Here is a 23,407-nt window from a genome sequence, read left to right as displayed (position 1 = left end):
CCGCAGGAAAGGGAGCGGGACCGGGGACATCCGGGCCCGCTCCGTTGGTCGGGGGCTCAGTTGCCCAGATGGGCGCCGTCTTCCGGCACCCGCGACCATGCCGCGATATCCGAGCCCATCGCGCGGATCGTGCGTCCCATTACCGAACAGGTACCCTTGAATCCGCCGAAGGCGCCGCCACCGGAGATGCGACGAGAAGTGAAGTCCGCGACGGCTTCACCGTCCTCGTACAGGGTCCCTTCGGCTTCGCTGAAGGCACGGTGTCCGGACCACGCATTCCCGTCGTTGCGCGCCTGGGTGATCTCCACCATCAGGACCTGGCCGCCGTCCGCCGGATTCGCGTCACCGCGCTCCTCGAAGCGAATGTCATGCCGTGCACCGAACTCCTGCACGAACTCCGGAAAGCGTTCTTCCAGCTCGCATTCATTGCGGATGGCCTGCGTCACCACCGCATCATCGCTGTAGGCGAAGCGCTCGGGCATCACGATGGTGACCGCCGGATCACTGACCGCCGGCGCCGCCTGTGCCTCCCCGCCCGAATCCCGGGTCTCGTTCGCGGCACAGCCACCCAGTGCCAGGACGCCCGCTGCGGCCAGCACGCTCAGGTATTGCTTCTTTTGCATGGCTTTCTCCCCTTTGCCCATTGTGGTCTCGCGAAGTCTGCCCCAGAACCCACCCTTCATGCACCCCCCGAATCGGGGGGGGCGCGGCGAATCCGGGCGGTCGTTGCTGAATCCTTGCGGTTGCTTGCGTTCCCCGGTTCTCTGACCACAATGAACGCCTTTCCTGCATGGAGCATTCCCCAATGGCCTTTGACGTCACCATCCAGCCCAGCGGCCACCAGTTCGAAGTCGAGGACGACGAGACCGTCCTCGAGGCCGGCCTGCGTCAGGGATACGCGTTCCCTTACGGGTGCCGCAACGGTGCCTGTGGTTCCTGCAAGGGTCGGGTGCTGTCGGGCGAGGTGGATCATGGTCCCAAACTGCCACCGGGCATTACCGAGGCCGAGCTGGCCGACGGCCTGGCGCTGTTCTGCCAGGCGGTCCCGGTGGATGATCTGGAGATCGAGGTGCGCGAGATCGGCGCCGCCCGTGATATCGAGGTCAAGACGCTGCCGTGCCGCGTGGCGGCCCTCAACCGCCTGGCCGATGACGTGATGGAACTGCGTATCCAGCTCCCCGCGCGGGAACGCCTGCAGTTCCTCGCCGGGCAGTACCTCGACGTGTTGCTGAAGGGGGGTGAACGCCGCAGCTATTCCCTGGCCAACGCTCCGCACGACGACGAACAGCTGATCCTGCACGTGAAATACGTCGAGGGCGGACGCTTCTCGGCCCATGTGTTCGAAGAGATGCAGCCCAGGGCCCTGCTGCGTATCGAGGGCCCGCTGGGGCAGTTCTTCGTGGACGAGGAATCGCCGCGCCCGCGCCTGTTCGTGGGCGGGGGGACCGGTTTCGGTCCGCTGAAGGGGATGCTGGACCACCTCGCGAACGAGGGCCTGGACCGGCGGCACCACCTGTTCTGGGGCGCGCGGGAGGCGGTGGGAATCTATGCTCCCGAGTGGCTGCAGGCCATGGCGGCTGCGGAACCGGAGCACTTCCGTTTTACCCCGGTGCTGTCCGATCATCCGCAGGACGAGGCGGCGGGCTTCGCCGCGCGGGCGGGACTGCCCCACGATGCGGTGCTGGCCGAATATCCGGATCTGTCCGGCTTCGATGTCTACATGGCGGGGCCGCCACCCATGGTGCATGCGGCCCGCGAGGCTTTCCGTGCGGCGGGTCTCCCCCCCGAGCAGCTCTACTACGACAGCTTCGAGCCGGCGGGCGGATCCTGACCGGGGCACGTGCCCCGGTTCGCCTGCGAGCAGGCTCCTGCCGGTTTCGTGGGAGCGGGACAGACCCTGTCTCAGCCGTCGCTGCCGTCCAGGCGCGCCGCGAGACGGCGTGCGGCCGCCAGCATGGACGCGTCGGTGGGATCTTCGGCCGTCTCCACCGCGGCCTTAAAGCCGAGCTCCTGCGCGATTTCGGCGATGCGCTCGCTGCCGACCACCAGCGGGGTCTTGCGCAGCCACATGCGTCCCAGCTTGCCGACCATCTCGTAGAGATTGCGCAGGCCCTCGCCCGAGGTAATGGTGATGATGTCGATCTGCCCGCGCGAGAACGCATACATCAGATCCCCGGTGTCCCCCTCCGGGCGGCCGCGCCGGTAGGCCTCGGCGAAGGTCACCGTGGCGCCGCGTTCGCGCAGAGTATCTCCCAGCAGCTCGCGCCCGCCGTCCCCGCGGAAGATCACCACCCGCTTGCCGCCCACCTCCTGCATCGCCGGCTCCGCCAGCAGCGCCTCGCTGTCAAAGCGGCGGGGCGGGGCGATGTCGGGCGCGTGGCCGAAACTGCGCAATTCCTGGGCCGTCCGGTTGCCGATCGCGGCGATGGCGGTCCCGGCGGGCCACTCACGATCCGCCAGCGCCAGGTTCATCACGCGCTGAACGGCGTTGGGGCTGATGAACACCGCAATATCGAACTGATCCAGCTCGTCCAGCACCGCGCGCAGATTGGTGGGATCGCTGGGTGCGAGGATCTCCAGCACCGGGAAGCGGATCACCCGGGCCCCTTCACTCTCCAGCGCCTCACAGAACGGTTCCGCCTGAGCGGCGGGCCGGGTCACCAGAATGCCCCGGTCGGCGAGGGTCGGGGCCCGGCTCTGGGCGGCGGTTTCGGCATCGGCCATGATGCAGTCCTCAGTGATCGTTCATTGCGGCGCGCAGGAGTTCCCCGGCGCCCAGTTCCAGCAGCTCGTCCGCCAGGCGGATGCCCAGTGCCTCGGCCTCGGCACGTGGCCCGCGTACCTCGCGCTGCAGCAGCTGGCTGCCATCGACCGCGCCCACCAGCCCGCGCAGCCACAGGCCACCGTCGGCCTCGAGGATCGCATGGGCGGCCAGCGGTACCTGACAACCCCCCTCGAGCCGGCGGTTGAACGCGCGTTCCGCGCGTACCCGATCGCTGGTATCCGGATCATTCAGGCTGGCGATCCGTGCTTCCACCTCGTTGTCCCCGTCGCGGCATTCGATCGCGATGGCCCCCTGACCGACGGCGGGCAGGCTGACCTCGGGTTCCAGGCAGTTGCGAATGCGCGCATCGAAGCCGAGGCGCTTGAGTCCCGCCGCGGCCAGCAGGATCGCGTCGTATTCGCCGGCATCCAGCTTGCCCAGCCGCGTGTTCACGTTGCCGCGCAGGTCATGGACCTCCAGATCGGGCCGGCGGGCACGCAGCTGGCACTGGCGACGCAGGCTGGAGGAGCCGACCCGCGCGCCCTGCGGAAGCTCGTCCACGTGCCCGTAGTGATTCGACACGAACGCATCCAGAGGATCCTCGCGATCGAGGATGACGGGCAGGGCCAGGCCTTCCGGAAGCTCCATCGGGACATCCTTGACCGAATGGACCGCGATATCCGCGCGATCTTCCAGCAGCGCGTTCTCCAGCTCCTTCACGAACAGGCCCTTGCCGCCGATTTTCGCCAGCGGCGAGTCGAGCACGCGGTCGCCCTGAGTGGTCATGCCCACCAGTTCGACCGGCCGGTCCGGGTGTGCCGCGCGCAGGCGCTCGGCGACGTGTTCGGCCTGCCACATGGCCAGCGGACTCTTGCGGGTGGCGATGCGTAGCGGTTTCATGCAGTGTCCCGTTCGGGGAACCCGGTGGTTTGTCCCGGGTCCATAAAAACGACGTAGTATAACGGCTCGCAACCCGCAGCCGAAAAACCGATGGACAAGTTCATGATGATACGCAACCCGATTCTCGCGGCCTTCGGCCTGGCCGCGGCCGTGCTGTTTGCCGGTCCGGCTCAGGCGGACCTGGAACGGGTGACCGACCTGCAGGCCCTGAAGAACGCCGATGAAGGCAAACCCACCGTGGTGATGTTCACCGCCGAGAATTGCCCCTACTGCGAGCTCGCGAAGGAGGCCCATCTGGGTCCGATGAGCCGCGACGAGGCCCATTCCGACGTCAATATCCTCATGGTGGAGATGAACGGCGAAGAAGTCCGTGATTTCGATGGCGATACCATGCGTGGCTCCGAGCTGGGGAACCGGTACGGGGCCCGCGTGACCCCCACCCTGGTGGCCTTCGATGCCGAGGGCAATCCGGTCGGGCGCCCGCTGGTGGGCATTCCCAACGAGGAGCTCTACCGCAGTCAGGTGCGCATGCGCATCAACGCCGCACGCGAGGGCAGCTGACCCGAGCCACGTCCCGCCGGACCGGACCCGCCCGGATCAGACCCGCTCGAATCAGACCCGGGTGTGCCGCCGCAGGAACTCGCGCACCCGGGCCAGCTGCCGCCGGCTGACCGGTACCGGTTCGTGCCCGTCACGAAACCGCAGACGATGGTCCCCGGCGTTGCGGGTCTCCAGGCCCGCCACGTTCCGGGCCACCGCCAGGGCCCCGCGGTGCACGCGCAGCACCTCGTCCCCCAGCGCCCGCTCCAGATCCTGCAGCCGAGCCTCGACGAAGCCCTCGAGTTCCCGCCCGCGTGCGACTACGCAGCCATCCTCGGTGACGAAACAGTCGATCGCATCCAGGTGCACCGACTCTTCGCGGCGGCCGATGCGCAGGCGTATGGCTGGCGGCTCGTCCGGCTGCCCGGATCCATCCATTGAGTGCCGGGCCCGTTCCAGTGCCTGCTCCAGTCGCTCCCGGCGTACGGGCTTGAGCACGTAGTCGCGAACCCCCGCTTCGAAGGCCTGCAGCCCAAAATCCTCGTGTGCGGTGACCAGGATCACGACCACTTCGGGGTGGCTCCGCGCGAGTTCGCCCGCCAGTTCGATCCCCCGCTCGCCGGGCATCTCGATGTCCAGCAGCAACACCCGGGGCCGGTGGGTCTGCAGGGCCGTGCGTACCTCGCCAGCGTCCGCGGCTTCCGCCACCACCCGGTGGCCCAGTTCGGTCACCAGGTCGCGTAGCCGCTCGCGCGCGACCGGTTCGTCATCTGCAATCAGCAGTTCCATGGATCAGTGTTTCCCTCTCCCTCTCCCTCTCTCCGAATCCGGTCGATCCGGCAGCGTGCGCGGTATCTGCAGCCGGACGACGAATTCGTCTCCGTCACGTTGCGCGTGAAGCGATGCCCGATCCCCAAAGGCGTGGCGCAGGCGCAGCCGGACCGCGTCGCTGGCGGTTCCGGTACCGGCCGGGGCGGCCACCTCCGGCAGGCTGTTGCGGATCTCGACGCTCAGCGTATCCCGTCCCCGGTGGATCCGGATTCCGAGATGGCCCCGCCCGCGGGCCGGTGCGATGCCGTGCTGGATAGCGTTCTCCACCAGCGGCAACAGAACCAGTGACGGCATTTCCTGTTCCAGCGACGGGTCCTCGGGCCACTCCCGTTCAATCCGGAAGCGATCGCCCAGGCGCGTCTGCTCCACCCGCAGATAGCCCTCGACCAGTTCCAGCTCCTCGCGCAGGCTATGGTGGTCGGCGCCGTTGAACGCGGCGCGAAACAGATCGGCAAGATCCAGGGTGACCTCTTCCGCGCGCGCGGGATCCGTCCGGCACAGCCCGGCGATGGTGTTCATGCTGTTGTAGAGGAAATGCGGCCGAAGCCGTGCTCGCATGGCCTGCTCGCGGGCTCGCGCCACGGCCCCGGTCTCGCGTTCCCAGGCGGTCTGCAGGTAGAGGTAATGCATCGCGACCAGGCTCAGGATCACCGCGATGCCCAGCACCGGCAGACGCAGCTCGGGATCCGCCAGCTGCACCGACTCGGCGGCGTGCTGCACCAGCGCGGTATTGACGATGGGGACCAGCGGCGGCAGCACGATCTGCAGGGTCAGCGGGCCACGCCGCAGCAGGCGTTGCAGCAGACACAGGATCAGCAGACTGGTGAGTGCGACCCAGAAGATGAACAGTGCATAAAGTGCCAGGGTCCCCAGCCAGTCCCCGGTGCCGGGTCGCAGCAGGGTAATCGCCAGGGCCAGAAGTACCGCCAGCATGAGCACGCGCAGCAGGGTCTCCGCGCCACAGAAATCCGGTAGCGGCGAGACGCGGTCCGCGCGGCCCTCGTCAACCCGCTCGTTCCCGCTGGACGACCCTGGTTCCGGGCGCATGGCAGTCGTTCTCCCTGTATACTTCCCTGTCGTTCAAAACCCCTTTCCGAGTGCACCATGACGCAGGATTCTCCGCAGGACAAGCCGGCTGCCGAGGCCAAGCTCTGGGGTGGCCGCTTCTCCGAGCCCACGGATGCCTTCGTGGAGCGATTTACCGCTTCGGTGGATTTCGATCGCCGTCTGTACCGCGAGGATATCCTCGGCTCGCAGGCCCATGCGCGCATGCTGGCCAGGGTGGGGGTCCTGAGCGAGGACGAGGCGCGCCGGATCGTCGACGGGCTGGACGCCATCCGCGACGAGATCGCCGCCGGGGAGTTCGACTGGCAGGTGGGCCGCGAGGATGTCCACATGAACATCGAGGCGCGTCTGATCGAGCGCATCGGCGATGTCGGCAAGAAGCTGCACACCGGCCGCTCGCGCAACGACCAGATCGCCACCGACATCCGCCTGTGGCTGCGCGCCGCAATCGACGCGACCCTCGAACTGATTCGTTCCTACCAGAGCGGCCTGGTGGATCTGGCCGAGCGCGAGGCCGACACCATCATGCCCGGATTCACCCATCTGCAGACGGCGCAGCCGGTGACCTTCGGCCACCACATGCTGGCGTGGTACGAGATGCTCGAGCGCGATGCCGAACGGCTGCGCGACTGCCGGCGCCGGGTGAACGTCCTGCCGCTGGGCGCCGCTGCCCTGGCGGGTACCCCGTACCCCCTGGACCGGGAATACGTGGCGGAACAGCTCGGATTCGACGGGGTCACGCGCAACTCGCTGGATGCGGTGTCGGATCGCGATTTCGCGATCGAATTCACCGCGGCGGCCTCGACCCTGATGATGCATCTGTCGCGTCAGGCCGAGGAGCTGGTGCTGTGGACCAGCGCCCAGTTCGACTTCATCGAGCTGCCGGATCGTTACTGCACCGGATCCTCCATCATGCCGCAGAAGAAGAACCCCGACGTGCCCGAGCTGGTGCGCGGGAAGACCGGCCGGGTGTATGGCCATCTGACCAGCCTCCTGACCCTGATGAAGAGCCAGCCGCTGGCCTACAACAAGGACAACCAGGAGGACAAGGAACCGTTGTTCGATACCGTGGACACCCTGCTGGGCTCCCTGCGGGCGTTCGCCGACATGGTCCCCAACCTGGCCGTGCGTCGTGCGAACACCCTGGCGGCCACTACCCGCGGTTTTGCCACCGCCACCGATCTCGCCGACTACCTGGTGGCGCGGGGCGTGGCCTTCCGCGACGCCCACGAGGTGGTGGGCCGCGCCGTGCGCCTGGCGCAGGAGCGGGGCGTGGACCTGGCGCTCCTGTCACTTGGCGAACTGCAGGAATTAAGTGCCGCCGTGGGCGAGGATGTCCACGGGGTGCTGACCGCCGAGGGTTCGGTGGCCGCTCGCCGGGTGACCGGCGGGACGGCGCCGGAACAGGTCCGGCGCCAGGTGGCGGCCGCGCGAGCGCGTCTGGCCGCGGCCGGTGATCAGTCCTCGACGTAGCCGTCGACCACGTCCCACATCACGTTGCCGTGCACCACCTCGTATTCCAGTAGCAGCTGGCCGAAGCGGTCGCCGCTCTCGAAATGGGCGAGCACCCAGCGCGCGTTGAGTACGTAGATCCCGTCTTCGCGGAACTCGGCGGTGTCACCGTCGCGCAGGACCTCGGGAACCAGTTGCGGATTCTCGACCAGATCCTCGGACAGCCGGCGCTCCGGGTTGGTCATCCCCAGACGCTGCAGCTGCTGGATGTCGGCGTTGCGCAGGCCGATCTCCACCGGGCGCGGCACCTCCTCGCGGGTGTATTCGGCCAGCTGCATCTGGGCCTCCAGCAGCTCGCGGTTGGCCTCGGTGACGTCGTGCTCCAGGCCTTCGGCGCGCGCGATATAGATCGCCAGGATGATGACGAAGAACGCCATCAGCCCCAGCCACATCAGGCGTTCACGGGTACGCAGGCGACCCGGATCCTCGTTGTCGGTCTCGGGGTTGCGGTTTTCATCATCGTGGGACACGGCGGTTCTCCTCGGTTGCGGGCGGGCGGTAGTCCCGGGCCGAGTGGGCCCATGGGACGTACCCTCGACATGTGGCGCATGATAACCCGCAATGTTCCCGCTGCCGAGGTGCCGCCCCATGTCCGCCGCCGAGCCGAACCGCGAACGTCCTCCGGAGACACCGCCGTCGGGCGCCGGGCTGGAATGGATCAACCGTTTCGCCGCGCTGCCGGACGCCTTCCATCACCGCCCGGAGCCGGCCCCGTTCCCCGGGGCCCGGCTGCTCGCCAGCAGTCCGGCGATGCGCGAGCGTCTGGGTCTGACGCCCGAGGATCTCGCCGCGGAACCGTGGCTCGGCATGATTACCCGCGGCGAGCCGGTGGCGGGCACGCCGCAGGTCGCCAGCGTGTATGCGGGTCACCAGTTCGGGGTCTACGTGCCGCAGCTGGGCGACGGCCGGGCCAAGTTGCTGGGCGAGGTGCGCACGCCCGCCGGCGAGCACTGGGAACTGCAGAGCAAGGGCTCCGGTCCGACCGCGTTCTCGCGTCATGCCGATGGACGCGCGGTGCTGCGCTCGTCGATCCGCGAATACCTGGTTTCCGAGCACATGGCGGCGCTGGGCATCCCCAGCACGCGCGCGGTGGCCCTCTACGGGTCCTCGCTGCGGGTGTTCCGTGAGCGCATCGAGAGTGGCGCGGTGGTACTGCGCGCGGCGCCCAGCTTCCTGCGTTTCGGGCATTTCGAATACTTCCACTATGCCGGTTATCCGGAGCGGCTGCGCCAGCTGATCGAGTACGCGCTGGATCACGACTTTCCCGAGCACCGGGACGCGGAGGACCCGGTGAGGGCGATGCTGGAGACCGTGACCGCGCGCACCGCCGAGCTGATGGCGGACTGGCAGGCGGTGGGCTTCAGCCACGGGGTGATGAACACCGACAACATGAGCCTGACCGGACTCACCATCGATTACGGCCCGTTTGCGTTCATGGACGCCTACGACCCCGATTACATCTGCAACCACACCGACCAGGGGGGTCGTTACGCCTTCGGCCGCCAGCCGGGCGTGGCTCAGTGGAACCTGATCCGTCTGGCGGAGACCCTGGTGGGGCAGTTCCGCGCCCCCGACATCGACACCGCGGTGGAGCAGGCGAAGCCCGTTCTCGAGGCGTACCAGGAGCAGTTCCGCGCGGCCTGGTTGCGGCGCATGCGCGCCAAGCTGGGCCTGCAGCTCGAACGCGACGAGGACGAGGCCCTGATCCAGGATCTGCTCGCCCGGATGGCGGCCGAAGGCGTCGACTACACCCGGTTCTTCCGTCAGTTGCCGGAACTGGAAGACGGAGAGACGCGTCAGGGGTTCATCGAGGAGCTGGAAGACCCGCGTGCCTGGGCGGCCTGGGAGGATCGCTGGCGTGCCCGTCTGGGCCACGAGACGCGCCCGACCGCGGAGCGCCATGTGGCGATGCGGGCGGTCAACCCGAAATACATCCTGCGCAACCACCTGGCGCAGGCTGCCATCGAACGCGCCGAGGAGGGTGACCTGTCGGAGGTCGAGCGACTGCAGCGCGTGCTGAGCCGGCCATTCGACGAACAGCCGGAGGACGAGGACCTCGCCGGGCTGCCGCCGGCCTGGGCCAGCGGCATCCAGCTCAGCTGCTCGTCCTGAGGGGAGGCGCTGCCCGGCTTCAGGCCGAGTCGGGGACCTCTTCCAGCAGCAGGCTGCGTCCGCCCATCGCACTCGGCTTGGGCACGCCCATCAGTTCGAGCACCGTGGGGGCGACGTCGGCGAGTCCGCCGCCGGTACGCAGGCGCCAGCGCTGGCTGTCGAGGATCATGCACATCACCGGGTAGATGGTGTGCTGGGTGTGCGGTGCCCCGGTGACCGGGTCGACGTATTCGTCGCAGTTGCCGTGGTCGGCGGTGACGATCACCGAGTACTCCTGGGCCTCGGCCGCATCCAGCACCCGCCCGACCTCGCGGTCGAGGGTGTGAACGGCTTCGATCAGGGCCTCGCGACGGGCGGTATGGCCCACCATGTCGCCGTTGGCGAAATTCACCAGGATGAAGCCGTAACGCCCGCTTTCCATCGCCTTGATGGTCTCGTCGGCCACCTCGCGCGCGCTCATCTCCGGCTGCTCGTCATAGGTGTCCACCGCGGGCGAGGGCACCATCACCCGCTTCTCGCCCGCATAGGGTTCCTCCTTGCCGCCGTTGAAGAAGAAGGTCACGTGGGCGTACTTCTCGGTCTCCGCGCAGTGGAACTGCGGGATCCCGGCGGAGGCGATGGTGGAACCCAGGGTGGTGGACGGGCGTTCCGGGGGAAACGCGATCGGCGACAGAAAGCGCGGGTCGTATTCGGTCAGGCAGGTCTCCGAGACCGGGTGGAAATCCCCGCGATCGAACCCGTCGAAATCATCCATGCCCAGGGCAGCGGTGAGCTGGCGCGGGCGGTCGTTGCGGAAGTTGAACAGCACGCATTCCGCCTCGGTGCCCATCGGCGCCCCGCCATTGATGATGCGGGGCTTGATGAATTCGTCATCCTCGCCCGCAGCCCAGGCACCCTCGATCGCCTCGCGCGCGCTGCCAACCGGCTCGCCCTCGGCATAGGCCATCGCGCGGAAGGCCTTCTCCGTGCGGTTCCAGCGCTTGTCACGGTCCATGGCGTAGTAGCGGCCGCAGACCGTGGCGATAAATCCGCCGGCCTGTTTCAGCTCCTGTTCCAGGACCTCGAGATAGTTCAGCGCCGAGCGAGGCGCGGTATCACGGCCGTCGGTGATCATGTGCACGATCGGCCGGGCGCCTTCCTGGCGGCAGATGCCGATCAGGGCCACCAGGTGCCGGATATGCGAATGCACGCCGCCGTCGGACACCAGTCCGATCAGGTGCAGGGGCTGGTCCTTGGAGGCCGCGGCCCGCGCCGCGCTCACCAGGGCATCGTTCTCGAAGAAACTCCCATCGGCGATGGCATCGTCGATGCGCACGAGATCCTGATTGACCACCGTCCCCGCTCCCAGCGTCAGGTGGCCGACCTCCGAGTTGCCCATCTGCCCGTCGGGCAGGCCAACCGCGCGTCCGCAGGCATCCAGGGTGGTGTGCGTGCGGGTCGACAGATAACGGTCGAGGTTGGGGGTGTCCGCCTCGGCGTAGGCGTTGTTGAGCTTGCTGGGGTTCACGCCCACCCCATCCATGACGATGAGGAGGACGGGGCGGCGAGGAGTGGTGCGTGGATCAGCCATCGCGGTCTCGGTACCTGGGTGCGTGGGTGGGACGAATCATCAGTGAAGGCTGAATTTTACCAGCTCCGCACGCGGTTTGGAGGTCCGCGACCGTCGCGAATCAGCGGGGATCGCGCTCGGGGCGGTCCCCGGATTCGTCCACCGCGTCGTCCGCCGCATCGTCCGGCCCATCTGTGCGGTTGCCCGCGGATGCGGTTCCGCGTCGGGCGTCTTCGGCCTCGATGCGATCGAGTTCGGCATCCATCTCCGCCTCGGAAAGCGGGGTGTAGCCGGTACGGGCCGCGGGAGACGGACGCGTTTCGCCGGAGGTGTCGGCCGGCGCCCTGCCCGCGGGTTCGGGCCGGGTGGTGCCGGTGCCGGATCGCGGTGCGGGGCCGGAATCCGGTCCGCTCTGCGGCCCCGCGCCCGGGCCGCCCCCCGGTCCGCCCTCGGGGTCATCGGGCCCGTCCGGGTCGTCATCGGCCGTGGTCTCCCGTTCGGCCTTGCGCCGTTCCATGATGCGCGCAAGGATCAGACCGACCTCGAACAGCAGCCACATCGGCAGGGCCAGCAGGGTCTGCGAAATAATGTCCGGCGGGGTCAGGACCATGCCCACCAGGAACACCCCGACGATCACGTACGGGCGCTTGGCGGCCAGCTTCTCGGTGGTAGTGGCCCCCATGGTCACCAGGAGGATGGTCGCCACCGGCATCTCGAAGGCGATGCCGAAGGCGATGAACAGCAGGATGACGAAATCCAGGTAGCGCGAGATGTCCGTCATCACGTCCACGCCTTCGGGCGCGGCCGCGGTGAAGAACGCGAAGATCAGCGGAAAGACCACGAAATAGGCGAACGCCATCCCGAGGTAGAACAGGATCGTCGATGACGCGACCAGCGGCCCGGCCAGGCTCTTCTCGTGCTGATAAAGCCCCGGCGCGATGAACGCCCACAGCTGATAGAGCAGGTACGGGATGCTGATCGCCACCGCCAGCAGCAGGGTGAGCTTGAACGGGATCAGAAACGGCGCGGCCACCTCGATCGCGATCATGCTGGTGCCTTCCGGCAGATGCGCCATCAGCGGATCGGCCAGGAAGGTATAGAGCTGGTTGGCGAACGGGAACAGGATCAGGAACACCACCAGCACGGCGATGAACATCCGCAGGACCCGGTCACGCAGCTCGATCAGGTGGGAGAGCAGGGTCTCGGTGGCCTCTTCCGTGGGTTCGACCCCCGGGCTGGTCTTGCTCATGGGCGTTCGTCAGGCGTGCGGGGTGAGTGATCGGTGTCGGTTTCCTGCGGCCCGTCGCCGCCCTGTTCTTCCGGGGATTCCGGCGCCTGCCCGGCGGGGCGCTGCGGCCGGCGCCCGGCGGTGCGCCGCCGGGGCCGTTCTTCCCGCGTGCTGCGCTGTTCGCGTTCGGCCGCCAGTGCGGGATCTTCGGTGGCCAGGTCCGGGCCCATGTCGTGGCTGACGGGTACGCGTTCGAGGTCGCCGCCGTCCGCGTCCCAGGCCGGTCCCTCCGGCGCGGGTCCCGCCTCGGCGTCCTGCGTGCCGGCATCTTCCACCGAATCGGTGCGGGAGGCGGCGGTTTCGCGTCCGGCCGGTTCCGGAGGGCTGCGGCGTTCGCGAACCGCGGGGCGCGCCGGCTTCGCCGGTTCCGTGTCCCCGTCGCCCGACTCGCCGGCATCCGCATCCGCCCGGGAGTTGTCGGTGTCGCGCAGCTCGCGGTTGATCTCGCGCTCGGTCTGCTCCAGATCCTCGCGCAGGCTGGTCTCGGTATCCTCGACCATGTGCTTGAGCTCGCGGATCTCGCGGTCCTGGCTCTTGACCATCTCGCGCAGCTCCTCGGTCTGGAATTCCCGCTCCACGTCCGAGCGCACGCTCTGGACGAAACGTCGGGTCTTGCCGACGAACCGGCCGATCTCGCGCGCAAGGCCGGGCAGGCGCTCCGGTCCCACGACCAGGAGAGCCACCACGACGATGATCAGGATTTCCCAGAAGCCGATGTCGAACATGGTTTAGCGCCGCTGCCGGCCGGTCGTTGCGGACCGGAACCGGATCAGGCGTTCTTGTCCGACGAGTCGTTGTCGCCGGACTTCTCGCTGCGCTTTTTCACCTCGGCGTCGACCACGCGACCTTCGTCGTCCTCGCTCTGGTTCTCGACGCCCGGCTTTTCGCCTTCCGCGCCTTCTTCGCCTTCCTTCTTCTGGTTCTCGCCGTCGGGGTCCTTGACCGCCTGCCGGAAGTTCTTCAGCGCGGAGCCGACGTCACCGCCCATGTTGCGCAGTTTCTTCGTGCCGAACAGCAGGACCACGATCAGAAGGATGATCAGGAGCTGCCAGATGCTGATACCACCAATACCCATGGAGTGTCTCCGAAATAAGTTCCTTGCCGGACAGCCTGACCGGGGAGGGTTCCCGAATCAACCAGGCCGCCTATTTGTCCGAACGCTGTCCTGCGACTTCGCGGCCGGCCTTTTCCTCCACGCCGGACAGGCCGAAACGCCGGGCCAGTTCGTCGAGGACGTCGTCGGGGTGCCGGTCGCGCGCCCGCAGGACAATGAGGGTATGAAACCACAGGTCGGCCATTTCCGACACCAGCGCATCGGCGTCGTCGTCCTTGGCCGCCAGCACCGCCTCGGTGGCTTCTTCGCCCACCTTCTTGAGCATGGCATCCAGGCCGCGTGCCTGCAGCTTCGCGACGTAGGAGCGTTCGGGGTCCGCGGAGCGTCGCTCGTCGATGACCTCGGCCAGCGCCGCCAGCAGGTGCTCGCGCGGGGTTGCGGAGGGATCGTTCACGCCGTCACCTCCTGCAGAGGACGCACGGGCACCCCCGCGGCTTCCATCGCGGCCTTGGCCTCGCCCACCGTGTGCTCGCCAAAATGGAAGATGCTGGCCGCCAGCACGGCATCCGCGTGCCCGGTGGTCACGCCCTCGACCAGGTGTTCGAGGGTGCCCACGCCGCCCGAGGCGATCACCGGGATGTTCACCGCGTCGCTCACCGCACGCGTCAGTTCCAGGTCGAAGCCGCTGCGGGTGCCGTCGCGGTCCATGCTGGTCAGCAGGATCTCCCCGGCACCCAGTTCGGCCATGTATTGCGCCCATTCGATCGCATCCAGGCCGGTCTCGCGGCGCCCGCCGTGGGTGAAGATCTCCCAGCGTGGGGGTTCGCCCTCGGCGCTGGTGCGGCGCGCGTCGATGGCCACCACGATGCATTGCGAGCCGACCCAGTCCGCGGCTTCGCGTACCAGTTCGGGCCGGTGAACCGCCGCAGTGTTGATGGACACCTTGTCCGCCCCGGCGTTCAGCAGGCGCCGGATGTCGTCCACGGCGCGCACGCCGCCGCCCACGGTCAGCGGGATGAAGACCTGCGAGGCGACTTCTTCGACCACGTGCAGGATGGTGCTGCGGTCGTCGGAGGAGGCGGTGATGTCGAGGAACGTCAGCTCGTCGGCACCCTGGGCGTCGTAGCGCCGCGCGATCTCCACCGGGTCACCGGCGTCGCGGATGCCGACGAAGTTCACGCCCTTGACCACGCGGCCGGCGTCCACGTCCAGGCAGGGGATGATGCGGCGTGCCAGCATCTCAGGTGTCCTCGCCCCGGGCGGCCGCGCGCGCCTGCTCCAGGGTGAAGGCGTCCTCGTACAGGGCGCGGCCGACGATCACGCCGTCGATGCCGGCGTCGGCCCCGCGGGCGAGGCTGCGGATGTCGTCCAGCGAGCTGACGCCGCCGGAGGCGATCACCGGTATGCGAACGTTCTCTGCGAGCTTCGCGGTGGCCTCCACGTTGGGGCCTTCCATCATCCCGTCGCGCGCGATGTCGGTATAGATGATCGCGGCGACGCCGTCGGACTCGAAGTGCTGGGCGAGGTCGATTACGTCGTGACGCGAGAGCTTGGACCAGCCGTCCACCGCGATCTTGCCATCGCGGGCGTCCAGGCCGACGATGATGTGACCCGGGAATTCCAGGCACAGGTCGTTGACGAAATGCGGCGCGCTGACCGCCCGCGTGCCGATGATCACGTACTGCACGCCGGCATCGAGATAGGCCTGCACGGTGTCATCGTCGCGGATGCCGCCGCCGATCTGGATGGTCAGGTCGGGGAAGGCCTCGACGATCGCGTGGATCGCCTCGGCGTTGCGCGGGCGGCCGGCGAACGCGCCGTCAAGGTCCACGATGTGCAGGCGTTCGGCCCCGGCCTCGACCCAGCGTCGGGCCATTTCCACCGGTTCTTCGCCGAATACCGTCGAATCCTCCATGCGCCCCTGGCGCAGGCGCACGCACTTGCCTTCCTTCAGGTCGATCGCGGGAATGACCAGCATCTTCTCCGCCTCCAGTTACGGCGTTTGCGGGGCGTCCGGGGCGTCGCCGTCCCAGCGCAGAAAGTTGTGCAGCAGGCGCAACCCGCAGGCCGCGCTCTTTTCCGGGTGACACTGCATGGTGAACAGCGAGCCCCGGGCGAGGGCCGAGGCAAAGGTTTCGCCATAATCGGTGTACGCGGCCACGCTGGCCGCGTCGCGCGGCTGCACCCGGTAGCTGTGGACGAAATAGAACCACGGCGTCTCCGGCAGGCCGTGCCACAGCGGGTGTTCGCCGGTGGCCTGCACGCGGTTCCAGCCCATGTGCGGCACCTTGAGGCGGCGCCCCTGCGCATCGCTGCGTTCCGGAAAGCGCGCGACCCCGCCGGGGATCACCCCCAGAAGGTCAACGCCGCCGCTTTCGTCCGAGTGCTCCATCAGGATCTGCTGCCCCAGGCACAGCCCGAGGAACGGGCGCGAGGCGGCCAGTTCCGGGAGCATGCGGTTCAGACCGCGCCGGGCCAGGGCCTGCATCGCGTCCCCGGCCGCTCCCTGGCCGGGAAACACCAGCCGATCGGCCTCGCGCAGGATCTCCGGGTCGTCGGTACGCAGGATGCGCTGGCCGGGTGCGGCCTCGTGTGTCAGGGCACGCTCCACCGAGTGGAGGTTGCCCATGCCGTAATCGATGACGGCGACGGTTTCCATGTGGCTTCCCTGTTGCGGCGGGCCTTACAGGCTGCCCTTGGTGGAGGGCGTGATGCCGGCGCCGCGGGGGTCTTCCTCCGCGGCTTCGCGCAGTGCGCGGCCGAAGGCCTTGAAGATGGTCTCCGCCACGTGATGGGCATTGTCCCCGCGCAGGCAGTCAACGTGCAGGGTGATCCACGCGTGGTTGACCAGGCCCTGGAAGAATTCGTGGAACAGGTCGACATCGAACTGGCCGATGTGCGAACGGCGGAAATCGGCGTGCATCTCCAGGCCCGGGCGGCCGGAGAAGTCGATCACCACCCGTGACAGGGCCTCGTCCAGCGGAACATAGGCATGGCCATAGCGGCGGATGCCCTTCTTGTCGCCGATGGCCCGCGCCAGTGCCTGGCCCAGGGTGATGCCGATGTCTTCCACCGTGTGGTGGTCGTCGATGTGCAGGTCGCCTTCGGCGCGCACGTCCAGATCGACCATCCCGTGACGCGCGATCTGGTCGAGCATGTGGTCGAGGAACGGGATGCCGGTCTCGGTGTGGCACTGGCCGGTGCCGTCGAGGTTCAGTTCGACGGCGATCCGGGTCTCGAGGGTGTCGCGGCGGACGGAGGCGGTACGCTGGTTCATCTTGGCTGGCTTCGACGCAGAAAGCTCCAGTGTAGCAAGGCTGGCGCCCGGCCGGTATGCCGTACTCGCGGCCCGGGACATGCAGCGCGACGTCTTTCCACCCATCGGTGCGCCGGATACGGGTGCCCACAAAAAAGGCCGGGGCGAACCCCGGCCTTTCCCCATCCATCAAGGGAGATGGATTTACCGGACGGTAACCGACTCGGAAGCGGTGTCGCCCTGATTGTCTTCCCAGCTGACCTCGACGGTGTCGCCGGACGAACCTTCGAATTCCAGCTCGAGGAAGGGGTTCTGCGAGATGGTCACGTTCCAGTAGGCGGTGACCATGGTTTCGCCGTTGCGCTTGGCTTCGACGGTCTGAATGAAATGCTCGGGGATGATTTCGCCGGCATCATCCTCTTCCTCACCCGTGTGCATCGGGTGGGACAGCAGGGCGCGGACGTTGATCATGCCGTCCTGTTCCTGGGCGCGAATACGGATGGACATAGTTCTTTACCTCCAGACTGTTGATCGGATCGGTGAGGGTGCCGGCTTAGCCGCCGCAGCCACCCACCGTCACTTCGACGTTGCGGGACGTCATGTACCAGTTGCCGTCGGCCTTGACGGCGGCGATCACGTCCGAGGTGTCACCCAGGCGGATGCGCATGGACGCCTTGGGCTTCGCGCCGGAGGCGAAGACATAACGGCCGGTCAGGGAGCGGTTGTTGGCTTCGGCGAAGACCGCGATCTCCTCGACGTTGTCCATGTGGGCCTCGACCGAGATCGGCACCACGGCACCGTTCTCGGCGATTTCCGGGGCGCTCAGGTCGATGTCGTCGGACTGCTGCATGTCGGTGGTGCCGGCGACCGCATTCATTGCATCTTCCATGCTCTCGGTATCGAACATGTCGGCGGACCAGGCGGCGAGCAGCTTGCTCGGGGCCAGCAGGCCGGCGCCCACGGCGGCGCCCACGGTACCGGCGGCGAGAGTGCCTTTCAGGAAGACACGACGCTTGGTGCTAATCATGGAGATCTCCTCTCATCTTTTTGGATCAAATCCGGACATTCCCGGGGCGCGAGCGATCCATGTGGATGCAGGCGCCTGTGCGTTGTGACGAGGTACCGTTCGGTTCTATTCCCCGTCCCCGGATCAGCCCCCTTTGGTGTCGGGCCCTTTGCTGATCCTGCAACTCCAGAGTCCCAGAATGTGGCTGAACGCTTCATGAACGGATCCGTTATCGAGCGGCTCCGGGCCGCATCGCCCCTGATCCGAGTGAAGCCAGCCCCGTATCAATGGCACACTATGCCCTCCCGATGCAATCATTTCCGGATACCGCACCCATGTCCTTCTGCAAGGCCCACCTGCTGCTGCTGATCGTGGTCATCGTCCTCGGAGGCGCGCAGATGCTGGCCAGTTGCGGGCAGAAGGGCGATCTCTACCTCCCCGAGGACGAGCAGGAGGAATCCCGCTAGATGGACTATTTCGATTACCGCGGGGGCACGCTGCATTGCGAGAGCGTGGACCTCGACGCCCTGGCCCGCCGGGTGGGGACCCCGGCCTACGTCTACTCCCGCGCCACCCTGGAGCGCCACTATCGCGCGTTCGCCGAGGCCCTGATCGGGATGCCGCATCAGGTCTGCTTCGCGGTCAAGGCCAACTCCAGCCTGGCAGTACTGAACGTACTGGCGCGCATGGGCTCCGGGTTCGACATCGTCTCCGGCGGCGAGCTGGAGCGGGTGCTGCGTGCCGGCGGCGATCCCGCGCGGGTGGTGTTCTCCGGGGTCGGCAAGACCGCGGCGGAGATGCGGCGCGCGCTGGACGTCGGCATCCACTGCTTCAACCTCGAATCGGAGGGCGAGCTGGAACGCCTGGAAGCAGTCGCGGCCGAGCGGGGGGAGGTCGCCCCGGTGTCGCTGCGGGTGAACCCGGACGTCGACGCCGAGACCCATCCCTACATTGCCACCGGGCTGCGCGACAACAAGTTCGGCGTGGCGATCGAGGACGCGCCGGCGCTGTATCGCCGCATCCATGAGTCCGGGCACCTGGACGCGATCGGCGTGGATTTCCACATCGGCTCCCAGCTGACCAGCACCGAGCCGTTCGTCGACGCGCTGGAACGGGTGCTGGCGCTGGTGGACCGGCTGGCGGAAGACGGCATCGAGCTGTCGCACATCGATGTCGGCGGCGGGCTGGGCGTGCGCTACCGCGACGAGACCCCGCCGGAGCCGGACGTCTGGGCGGCCGCCCTGCGCGAAACCCTGGGCGAGCGGCCGCTGAAGGTGCTGCTGGAGCCGGGTCGGGCGATCGCCGCTAACGCCGGGGTGTTCCTGACCCGGGTGGAATACCTCAAGCATTCGGAGCACCGCGATTTCGCGATCGTCGACGGGGCAATGAACGACCTGCTGCGTCCGGCGCTGTATGGCGCCTGGCAGGCGATCGACCCGATCGTGCCGCGCGAGGACACCGAGACCCGCAGTTACGACGTGGTCGGACCCGTATGCGAGACCGGGGATTTCCTCGGGCGCGAACGCGATCTCGCGCTGGCCCCCGGTGACGTGCTGGCGGTGCGCTCCGCCGGTGCCTACGGTTACGTGATGGCGGGCAATTACAACAGCCGCCCGCGCCCGCCCGAGGTCATGGTGGACGGTGATCATTATCAGATCGTCAACCGCCGCGAGCAGGTCGATCACCTGATGATGCGCGAGAGCATGCTGCCGCGCGATCCCGACGACGAGGATCCGCCCGGGAGGGTCGATCCGTGATCCCGCGGCGGCCCGAGCCCGAGTTGATGCTGGAGCCCGGGCAGGCCCGGGCCTATGCCGAGGCGGATTTCGCGCAGCCCCACGAGGGTTTCGTCGACGCCTTCACCGAGGTGTTCCCGGAGCCGGTGCGCGGCCCCGTGCTGGATCCGGGCTGCGGCCCGGGGGATGTCAGCCTGCGCTTTGCCGCGCGCCATCCCGAATGCGAAGTGGACGGGCTGGACGGTGCCCCCGCCATGCTGGCGGCCGGGGATGCGCTGCGGGTCGGCCATCCGGCCGCCGCGCGTGTCCATCTGGCCGAGGGTTGCCTGCCCGATGCGCGGGGTCCGCGCGCGCCCTACGCCACCATCATCTGCAACTCGCTGCTGCATCACCTGCATGATCCGGGAGTGCTGTGGCAGGTGATCCGTCGTGACGGCGCCCCGGGAGCGCGGGTGTTCGTGATGGACCTGCGCCGTCCCGACTCGGAGGCCGAAGTGAAACGCCTGGTGGCGGAGCACGCGGCCGACGCCCCGGAGGTCCTGCGGCGCGACTTCGAACATTCCCTGCATGCGGCGTTTACCCCCGAGGAGGTCCAGGGCCAGCTGGCCGCCGTCGGTCTCGAAGGTTTCCGCGTGCGGGTGACCAGCGACCGCCACATGGTCATCCACGGGCGATTGCCGGAGCGCGCGGAATGAGCGAGCTGGCTTTCACCAAGATGCATGGCCTGGGCAACGACTTCGTGGTGTTCGACGGCGTGCGTCAGGCGGTCGCGCTGAGCACGGATCAGCTGCGCCTGCTGGCCGATCGCCATTTCGGCGTGGGCTGCGACCAGATCCTGCTGGTGGAGCCGCCCGCCGATCCGGCGAGCGCGCTGTTTCGCTATCGCATCTTCAACGCCGACGGTGGCGAGGTGGAGCAGTGCGGCAATGGCGCGCGCTGTTTCGCCCGGTTCGTGCGCGAGCAGGGCCTGACCGATGCCCGCGAGATCCCGGTGGAGACCCTGGGCGGTCCGCTGGTGCTGCGGGTGGAGGCGGACGAACAGGTGACCGTCGACATGGGCCGCCCGGTACTGGAGCCGGCGCGCATCCCGTTCGAGGCCGACTTTGAGGCACCGGAGTACCGCCTGGAGGTCGGCGACACGGCCCTGACGATCGGCGCGGTGTCCATGGGCAACCCGCATGCCGTGACCTTTGTCGACGACGTGGCGCACGCACCGGTGGAGACCCTGGGGCCCGCGATCGAGGCACACCCCCGCTTTCCGCGCCGCGTGAACGCCGGTTTTGCCGCGGTGCGCGATCGCGGGCATCTGGATCTGCGGGTGTACGAGCGCGGCGCCGGCGAGACGCTCGCCTGTGGCTCCGGCGCGGCCGCGGCCATGGTCGTGGCCCGCCTTCAGGGACGGGTCGACGCGCGTGTACGGGTTTCGCTGCCGGGCGGGGTCCTTGTGCTAAGCTGGGACGGCAGCGCGGAGTCGCCGGTGCGGCTGACCGGCCCCGCAACCACGGTATTCAACGGCAGGATCGATCTATGAGTACAGACCCCTCCAGTGTCTCCCCGGCGGGGGATGGCGCCGAACTCTCGGCGGCCGAGGTCGAGGCCTGGCTGCGCGAGCACCCGGATTTCTTCCTCGACCACCAGGCCCTGCTGGACGTGCTGCGCATCCCGCATCCGGCCGGTGGAGCCGAGTCCCTGGTCGAACGCCAGCTCAAGCGCCTGCGCGAGCAGAACCGCCAGCTGGAGCAGCGCATGCACGAGCTGGTGGAGCGCGCCCGCGACAACGAACGGGTCGGCCGCCAGCTGCACGATCTGGCCCGAACCCTGATGCGTGCGGAGAACCTGGATGCGGTGCTGGCGCTGACCCAGGATGCCCTGCGCGATGAACTGGGCGCCGAGCGGGTGAGCATCCGTCTGGCGGAGCGCGAGGTGCAGGACCTGCACGCCCTGGATACCGCCCAGCTGGCCGTGCTGGAACCGCTGTTCGCCCGCGGCCGGGCGCAGTGCGGCCGCGTGCCGCCTGACATGCTGAAGGTGCTGTTCGACGATGCGGACCACACGGTGGGTTCGGCGATCCTGATGCCGCTTCTGGCCGACGACGAACGCGTAGGCGTGCTGGGTCTGGCCAGCGCCTCGCCGGATCGCTTCCAGCCGGACATGGGGACCTACTTCGTCACCCATATCGGCGAGCTCCTGGCCGAGTCCATCCGCTGCCATGCCGACCGCAAACAGGCCGCCTGAGTCCGAGTCGCAACCCGATCCCGCCATCGAGGCCTATCTCGCCCATCTGCGTGATGTGCGCGGCCTGTCGTTGCACACCGTGGCCGCGTACGGTCGCGATCTGCGCGAACTGCGCCGGGCCTGGGGCGCGCCCTGGACGGAGCTGGATGCCGCCGCGCTGCGCCGCATCGTGGCCGGCCTGGCCCGGGGCGGGCGGCATCCGCGCTCGGTCCGCCGGTTCCTCGCTGCAGTGCGCGGTTTCCTCGATTTTCAGGTGGAGCGCGGCGAGCGCGCCGCCAACCCGGCCGCCGGGCTGCGCGGCCCGAAGACCGACCGTCCGCTGCCCCGCGGGCTGGATGTCGATCAGGCGCAGCAGGCGCTGGATGCCCCGCCCGCCACCGCCTCCGCGCCGGACGGGGAAGCGGCCGATCCCGATTCGCCCCTGGCGCGCCGCGACCGCGCGATGCTGGAGCTGCTGTACGGCTCCGGACTGCGGCTGGCGGAACTCACCGGGCTGGATCTGCCGGACGTGGACCGGGACGCCGGCATGGTGCGAGTACTCGGCAAGGGCCGCCGCGAGCGCCGGGTGCCCGCCGGACGCATGGCGCTGGCCGCCCTGCGCGACTGGCTGGCGGTGCGCGGCCAGTGGGCGGATGTCGACGAACCCGCGCTGTTCGTGACCCGGCGCGGGCAGCGCATCAGCAACCGTTCGGTCCAGCGACGGGTCGCCGAGGCGGGGCGCCGGGGCGGGCTCGACGTGCATCTGCACCCGCATCGCCTGCGCCACGCCTTCGCCAGCCACCTGCTGGAATCCAGCGGCGACCTGCGCGCGGTGCAGGAACTGCTGGGGCATGCCGATCTGTCGACTACCCAGATCTACACCCATCTGGACTATCAGCACCTGGCCGAGGTCTACGATGCCGCCCATCCCCGCGCGCGGCGTCACGATCCGGCCGACGAGACGGGTTCGTAGGCGGCCGCAACCGCGTACAATCCCGGTCCGGATCCGACCACCGATTGCAGGAGACCACCGTGGAGCAGTTTCGTGGCACCACCATCGTCTGTGTGCGCCGCAATGGCGCCGTGACCCTGGGCGGCGACGGCCAGGTATCGCTGGGCAACACCGTGATGAAGGGCAACGCGCGCAAGGTGCGCCGCGTCTATCATGACCGCATCCTCGCCGGATTCGCCGGCGGTACCGCCGACGCTTTCACCCTGTTCGAGCGCTTCGAGGGCATGCTGGAGAAGCACTCCGGCAACGTCACCCGTGCGGCGGTCGAGCTGGCCAAGGACTGGCGCACCGACCGCGCGCTGCGCAAGCTGGAGGCCCTGCTGGCGGTGTCCGATCGCGAGAACTCGTTCGTGATCTCGGGCAATGGCGACGTGATCGAGCCCGAGAACGCGCTGATCGCGATCGGCTCCGGCGGCCCCTACGCCCAGGCCTCGGCCCAGGCCCTGCTGCAGAACACCGACCTGCCGGCGCGCGACGTGGTGGAGAAGAGCCTCCATACCGCCGCCGACATCTGCGTCTACACCAATCACAACATTACGCTGGAGAGCCTCGACGCCGAGTGACGCCC

The 23,407-nt window shown here is 68.3% G+C and carries 28 protein-coding genes; 11 read left to right on the top strand and 17 right to left on the bottom strand.

What is annotated here, in order from left to right:
* Positions 1-56 precede the first annotated feature (56 nt).
* Positions 57-623, bottom strand: coding sequence for a hypothetical protein (locus tag G020_RS0103230; protein WP_024328638.1), 567 nt, complete (start codon positions 621-623; stop codon positions 57-59).
* Between the two features lie 182 nt (positions 624-805).
* Here G020_RS0103230 and G020_RS0103225 point away from each other — a divergent pair, with 182 nt between their 5' ends.
* Positions 806-1,831 carry a CDP-6-deoxy-delta-3,4-glucoseen reductase gene (locus G020_RS0103225; protein WP_024328637.1) on the top strand — a complete coding sequence of 342 codons (1,026 nt, stop codon included), beginning with the start codon at positions 806-808 and terminating at the stop codon, positions 1,829-1,831.
* 71 nt (positions 1,832-1,902) lie between these two features.
* Here G020_RS0103225 and G020_RS0103220 read toward each other — a convergent pair whose 3' ends face one another.
* On the bottom strand, positions 1,903-2,724 hold the full coding sequence (locus G020_RS0103220) for a uroporphyrinogen-III synthase (protein ID WP_024328636.1): 822 nt from the start codon (positions 2,722-2,724) through the stop codon (positions 1,903-1,905).
* A 10-nt stretch (positions 2,725-2,734) separates the two neighbouring features.
* Entirely contained in the window at positions 2,735-3,664 is a 930-nt protein-coding gene (gene hemC, locus G020_RS0103215) for a hydroxymethylbilane synthase (RefSeq protein WP_081647380.1), read from the bottom strand.
* Between the two features lie 90 nt (positions 3,665-3,754).
* Here hemC and G020_RS0103210 point away from each other — a divergent pair, with 90 nt between their 5' ends.
* A complete protein-coding gene (locus G020_RS0103210; RefSeq protein ID WP_024328634.1) occupies positions 3,755-4,225 on the top strand; it encodes a thioredoxin fold domain-containing protein in 471 nt (156 codons plus the stop codon).
* A gap of 51 nt (positions 4,226-4,276) precedes the next feature.
* On the opposite strand, the gene G020_RS0103205 is transcribed toward G020_RS0103210, so the two are convergent.
* Positions 4,277-4,993, bottom strand: coding sequence for a LytTR family DNA-binding domain-containing protein (locus G020_RS0103205; protein ID WP_024328633.1), 717 nt, complete (start codon positions 4,991-4,993; stop codon positions 4,277-4,279).
* Between the two features lie 3 nt (positions 4,994-4,996).
* The gene (locus tag G020_RS0103200; RefSeq protein WP_024328632.1) at positions 4,997-6,082 is read right to left on the bottom strand and encodes a sensor histidine kinase; all 1,086 of its coding nucleotides are present in this window, start codon (positions 6,080-6,082) and stop codon (positions 4,997-4,999) included.
* Positions 6,083-6,139: 57 nt separating this feature from the next.
* Between G020_RS0103200 and argH the strand changes: the two genes are divergently transcribed.
* Positions 6,140-7,573, top strand: a complete 1,434-nt coding sequence (gene argH, locus G020_RS0103195) for an argininosuccinate lyase (protein WP_024328631.1) — start codon at positions 6,140-6,142, stop codon at positions 7,571-7,573.
* On the opposite strand, the gene G020_RS0103190 is transcribed toward argH, so the two are convergent.
* On the bottom strand, positions 7,558-8,082 hold the full coding sequence (locus G020_RS0103190; RefSeq protein WP_024328630.1) for a hypothetical protein: 525 nt from the start codon (positions 8,080-8,082) through the stop codon (positions 7,558-7,560). The two genes, argH and G020_RS0103190, sit on opposite strands and share 16 nt — an antisense overlap.
* A 118-nt stretch (positions 8,083-8,200) precedes the next feature.
* Here G020_RS0103190 and G020_RS0103185 point away from each other — a divergent pair, with 118 nt between their 5' ends.
* Positions 8,201-9,724, top strand: a complete 1,524-nt coding sequence (locus G020_RS0103185) for a YdiU family protein (RefSeq protein ID WP_024328629.1) — start codon at positions 8,201-8,203, stop codon at positions 9,722-9,724.
* A gap of 19 nt (positions 9,725-9,743) precedes the next feature.
* On the opposite strand, the gene gpmI is transcribed toward G020_RS0103185, so the two are convergent.
* The 11 genes from gpmI to soxY form a co-directional block, all read right to left on the bottom strand.
* Positions 9,744-11,294 (bottom strand): 2,3-bisphosphoglycerate-independent phosphoglycerate mutase, encoded by a 1,551-nt coding sequence (gene gpmI, locus G020_RS0103180; RefSeq protein ID WP_018947272.1) that lies wholly within the window; start codon positions 11,292-11,294, stop codon positions 9,744-9,746.
* Positions 11,295-11,394: 100 nt separating this feature from the next.
* Positions 11,395-12,522, bottom strand: a complete 1,128-nt coding sequence (gene tatC, locus G020_RS0103175; RefSeq protein WP_024328628.1) for a twin-arginine translocase subunit TatC — start codon at positions 12,520-12,522, stop codon at positions 11,395-11,397.
* Entirely contained in the window at positions 12,519-13,286 is a 768-nt protein-coding gene (gene tatB, locus G020_RS0103170; RefSeq protein WP_024328627.1) for a Sec-independent protein translocase protein TatB, read from the bottom strand. Before tatB ends, tatC begins: the two co-directional genes overlap by 4 nt.
* 44 nt (positions 13,287-13,330) lie before the next feature.
* Positions 13,331-13,636, bottom strand: coding sequence for a twin-arginine translocase TatA/TatE family subunit (tatA, locus tag G020_RS0103165; RefSeq protein ID WP_024328626.1), 306 nt, complete (start codon positions 13,634-13,636; stop codon positions 13,331-13,333).
* Between the two features lie 70 nt (positions 13,637-13,706).
* Positions 13,707-14,069, bottom strand: a complete 363-nt coding sequence (locus G020_RS0103160) for a phosphoribosyl-ATP diphosphatase (RefSeq protein WP_018947276.1) — start codon at positions 14,067-14,069, stop codon at positions 13,707-13,709.
* Positions 14,066-14,854, bottom strand: a complete 789-nt coding sequence (gene hisF / locus G020_RS0103155) for an imidazole glycerol phosphate synthase subunit HisF (protein WP_024328625.1) — start codon at positions 14,852-14,854, stop codon at positions 14,066-14,068. The genes G020_RS0103160 and hisF overlap by 4 nt, the downstream gene beginning before the upstream one ends.
* Before the next feature lies 1 nt (position 14,855).
* Complete coding sequence (hisA, locus tag G020_RS0103150; protein WP_024328624.1) at positions 14,856-15,593, bottom strand: 1-(5-phosphoribosyl)-5-[(5-phosphoribosylamino)methylideneamino]imidazole-4-carboxamide isomerase; 738 nt, start codon at positions 15,591-15,593, stop codon at positions 14,856-14,858.
* A 15-nt stretch (positions 15,594-15,608) separates the two neighbouring features.
* Positions 15,609-16,274 carry an imidazole glycerol phosphate synthase subunit HisH gene (hisH, locus tag G020_RS0103145; RefSeq protein ID WP_024328623.1) on the bottom strand — a complete coding sequence of 222 codons (666 nt, stop codon included), beginning with the start codon at positions 16,272-16,274 and terminating at the stop codon, positions 15,609-15,611.
* A gap of 24 nt (positions 16,275-16,298) precedes the next feature.
* On the bottom strand, positions 16,299-16,892 hold the full coding sequence (gene hisB / locus G020_RS0103140; RefSeq protein ID WP_024328622.1) for an imidazoleglycerol-phosphate dehydratase HisB: 594 nt from the start codon (positions 16,890-16,892) through the stop codon (positions 16,299-16,301).
* Positions 16,893-17,075: 183 nt separating this feature from the next.
* The gene (gene soxZ / locus G020_RS0103135) at positions 17,076-17,378 is read right to left on the bottom strand and encodes a thiosulfate oxidation carrier complex protein SoxZ (protein WP_018947279.1); all 303 of its coding nucleotides are present in this window, start codon (positions 17,376-17,378) and stop codon (positions 17,076-17,078) included.
* 46 nt (positions 17,379-17,424) lie between these two features.
* Positions 17,425-17,898: a thiosulfate oxidation carrier protein SoxY gene (gene soxY / locus G020_RS0103130; RefSeq protein WP_018868861.1), complete on the bottom strand. Its 474-nt coding sequence runs from the start codon at positions 17,896-17,898 to the stop codon at positions 17,425-17,427.
* 314 nt (positions 17,899-18,212) lie between these two features.
* Between soxY and G020_RS14870 the strand changes: the two genes are divergently transcribed.
* From G020_RS14870 to hslV, 7 genes are read left to right on the top strand one after another with little or no spacing between them, the layout of a single operon-like run.
* Positions 18,213-18,344 carry a lipoprotein gene (locus tag G020_RS14870; RefSeq protein ID WP_018947280.1) on the top strand — a complete coding sequence of 44 codons (132 nt, stop codon included), beginning with the start codon at positions 18,213-18,215 and terminating at the stop codon, positions 18,342-18,344.
* A complete protein-coding gene (lysA, locus tag G020_RS0103120) occupies positions 18,345-19,634 on the top strand; it encodes a diaminopimelate decarboxylase (protein ID WP_024328621.1) in 1,290 nt (429 codons plus the stop codon). It abuts the gene before it with no gap.
* On the top strand, positions 19,631-20,308 hold the full coding sequence (locus G020_RS0103115) for a trans-aconitate 2-methyltransferase (protein ID WP_024328620.1): 678 nt from the start codon (positions 19,631-19,633) through the stop codon (positions 20,306-20,308). Before lysA ends, G020_RS0103115 begins: the two co-directional genes overlap by 4 nt.
* Positions 20,305-21,144, top strand: coding sequence for a diaminopimelate epimerase (gene dapF, locus G020_RS0103110; RefSeq protein ID WP_024328619.1), 840 nt, complete (start codon positions 20,305-20,307; stop codon positions 21,142-21,144). The genes G020_RS0103115 and dapF overlap by 4 nt, the downstream gene beginning before the upstream one ends.
* On the top strand, positions 21,141-21,848 hold the full coding sequence (locus G020_RS0103105) for a DUF484 family protein (RefSeq protein ID WP_024328618.1): 708 nt from the start codon (positions 21,141-21,143) through the stop codon (positions 21,846-21,848). Before dapF ends, G020_RS0103105 begins: the two co-directional genes overlap by 4 nt.
* The gene (locus tag G020_RS0103100) at positions 21,823-22,800 is read left to right on the top strand and encodes a tyrosine recombinase XerC (RefSeq protein ID WP_024328617.1); all 978 of its coding nucleotides are present in this window, start codon (positions 21,823-21,825) and stop codon (positions 22,798-22,800) included. The genes G020_RS0103105 and G020_RS0103100 overlap by 26 nt, the downstream gene beginning before the upstream one ends.
* A 59-nt stretch (positions 22,801-22,859) precedes the next feature.
* A complete protein-coding gene (gene hslV / locus G020_RS0103095; RefSeq protein ID WP_024328616.1) occupies positions 22,860-23,402 on the top strand; it encodes an ATP-dependent protease subunit HslV in 543 nt (180 codons plus the stop codon).
* Positions 23,403-23,407 lie beyond the last annotated feature (5 nt).

Origin of the sequence: Thioalkalivibrio sp. ALR17-21 (genome assembly GCF_000420185.1) — a bacterium.
GTDB lineage: Bacteria > Pseudomonadota > Gammaproteobacteria > Ectothiorhodospirales > Ectothiorhodospiraceae > Thioalkalivibrio > Thioalkalivibrio halophilus.
The sequence above is the reverse complement of the archived record's forward strand: the minus strand, read 5'-3'. Positions and strand labels throughout refer to the sequence as shown.

What these genes read in the sequence shown, in the direction of transcription:
- G020_RS0103230 (WP_024328638.1), bottom strand. Translation starts at nt 623, where the DNA reads ATGCAAAAGAAGCAATACCTGAGCGTGCTGGCCGCAGCGGGCGTCCTG.
- G020_RS0103225 (WP_024328637.1), top strand. Translation starts at nt 806, where the DNA reads ATGGCCTTTGACGTCACCATCCAGCCCAGCGGCCACCAGTTCGAAGTC.
- G020_RS0103220 (WP_024328636.1), bottom strand. Translation starts at nt 2,724, where the DNA reads ATGGCCGATGCCGAAACCGCCGCCCAGAGCCGGGCCCCGACCCTCGCC.
- hemC (WP_081647380.1), bottom strand. Translation starts at nt 3,664, where the DNA reads ATGAAACCGCTACGCATCGCCACCCGCAAGAGTCCGCTGGCCATGTGG.
- G020_RS0103210 (WP_024328634.1), top strand. Translation starts at nt 3,755, where the DNA reads ATGGACAAGTTCATGATGATACGCAACCCGATTCTCGCGGCCTTCGGC.
- G020_RS0103205 (WP_024328633.1), bottom strand. Translation starts at nt 4,993, where the DNA reads ATGGAACTGCTGATTGCAGATGACGAACCGGTCGCGCGCGAGCGGCTA.
- G020_RS0103200 (WP_024328632.1), bottom strand. Translation starts at nt 6,082, where the DNA reads ATGCGCCCGGAACCAGGGTCGTCCAGCGGGAACGAGCGGGTTGACGAG.
- argH (WP_024328631.1), top strand. Translation starts at nt 6,140, where the DNA reads ATGACGCAGGATTCTCCGCAGGACAAGCCGGCTGCCGAGGCCAAGCTC.
- G020_RS0103185 (WP_024328629.1), top strand. Translation starts at nt 8,201, where the DNA reads ATGTCCGCCGCCGAGCCGAACCGCGAACGTCCTCCGGAGACACCGCCG.
- gpmI (WP_018947272.1), bottom strand. Translation starts at nt 11,294, where the DNA reads ATGGCTGATCCACGCACCACTCCTCGCCGCCCCGTCCTCCTCATCGTC.
- tatC (WP_024328628.1), bottom strand. Translation starts at nt 12,522, where the DNA reads ATGAGCAAGACCAGCCCGGGGGTCGAACCCACGGAAGAGGCCACCGAG.
- tatB (WP_024328627.1), bottom strand. Translation starts at nt 13,286, where the DNA reads ATGTTCGACATCGGCTTCTGGGAAATCCTGATCATCGTCGTGGTGGCT.
- tatA (WP_024328626.1), bottom strand. Translation starts at nt 13,636, where the DNA reads ATGGGTATTGGTGGTATCAGCATCTGGCAGCTCCTGATCATCCTTCTG.
- hisF (WP_024328625.1), bottom strand. Translation starts at nt 14,854, where the DNA reads ATGCTGGCACGCCGCATCATCCCCTGCCTGGACGTGGACGCCGGCCGC.
- hisA (WP_024328624.1), bottom strand. Translation starts at nt 15,593, where the DNA reads ATGCTGGTCATTCCCGCGATCGACCTGAAGGAAGGCAAGTGCGTGCGC.
- hisH (WP_024328623.1), bottom strand. Translation starts at nt 16,274, where the DNA reads ATGGAAACCGTCGCCGTCATCGATTACGGCATGGGCAACCTCCACTCG.
- hisB (WP_024328622.1), bottom strand. Translation starts at nt 16,892, where the DNA reads ATGAACCAGCGTACCGCCTCCGTCCGCCGCGACACCCTCGAGACCCGG.
- soxZ (WP_018947279.1), bottom strand. Translation starts at nt 17,378, where the DNA reads ATGTCCATCCGTATTCGCGCCCAGGAACAGGACGGCATGATCAACGTC.
- soxY (WP_018868861.1), bottom strand. Translation starts at nt 17,898, where the DNA reads ATGATTAGCACCAAGCGTCGTGTCTTCCTGAAAGGCACTCTCGCCGCC.
- G020_RS14870 (WP_018947280.1), top strand. Translation starts at nt 18,213, where the DNA reads ATGTCCTTCTGCAAGGCCCACCTGCTGCTGCTGATCGTGGTCATCGTC.
- lysA (WP_024328621.1), top strand. Translation starts at nt 18,345, where the DNA reads ATGGACTATTTCGATTACCGCGGGGGCACGCTGCATTGCGAGAGCGTG.
- dapF (WP_024328619.1), top strand. Translation starts at nt 20,305, where the DNA reads ATGAGCGAGCTGGCTTTCACCAAGATGCATGGCCTGGGCAACGACTTC.
- G020_RS0103105 (WP_024328618.1), top strand. Translation starts at nt 21,141, where the DNA reads ATGAGTACAGACCCCTCCAGTGTCTCCCCGGCGGGGGATGGCGCCGAA.
- G020_RS0103100 (WP_024328617.1), top strand. Translation starts at nt 21,823, where the DNA reads ATGCCGACCGCAAACAGGCCGCCTGAGTCCGAGTCGCAACCCGATCCC.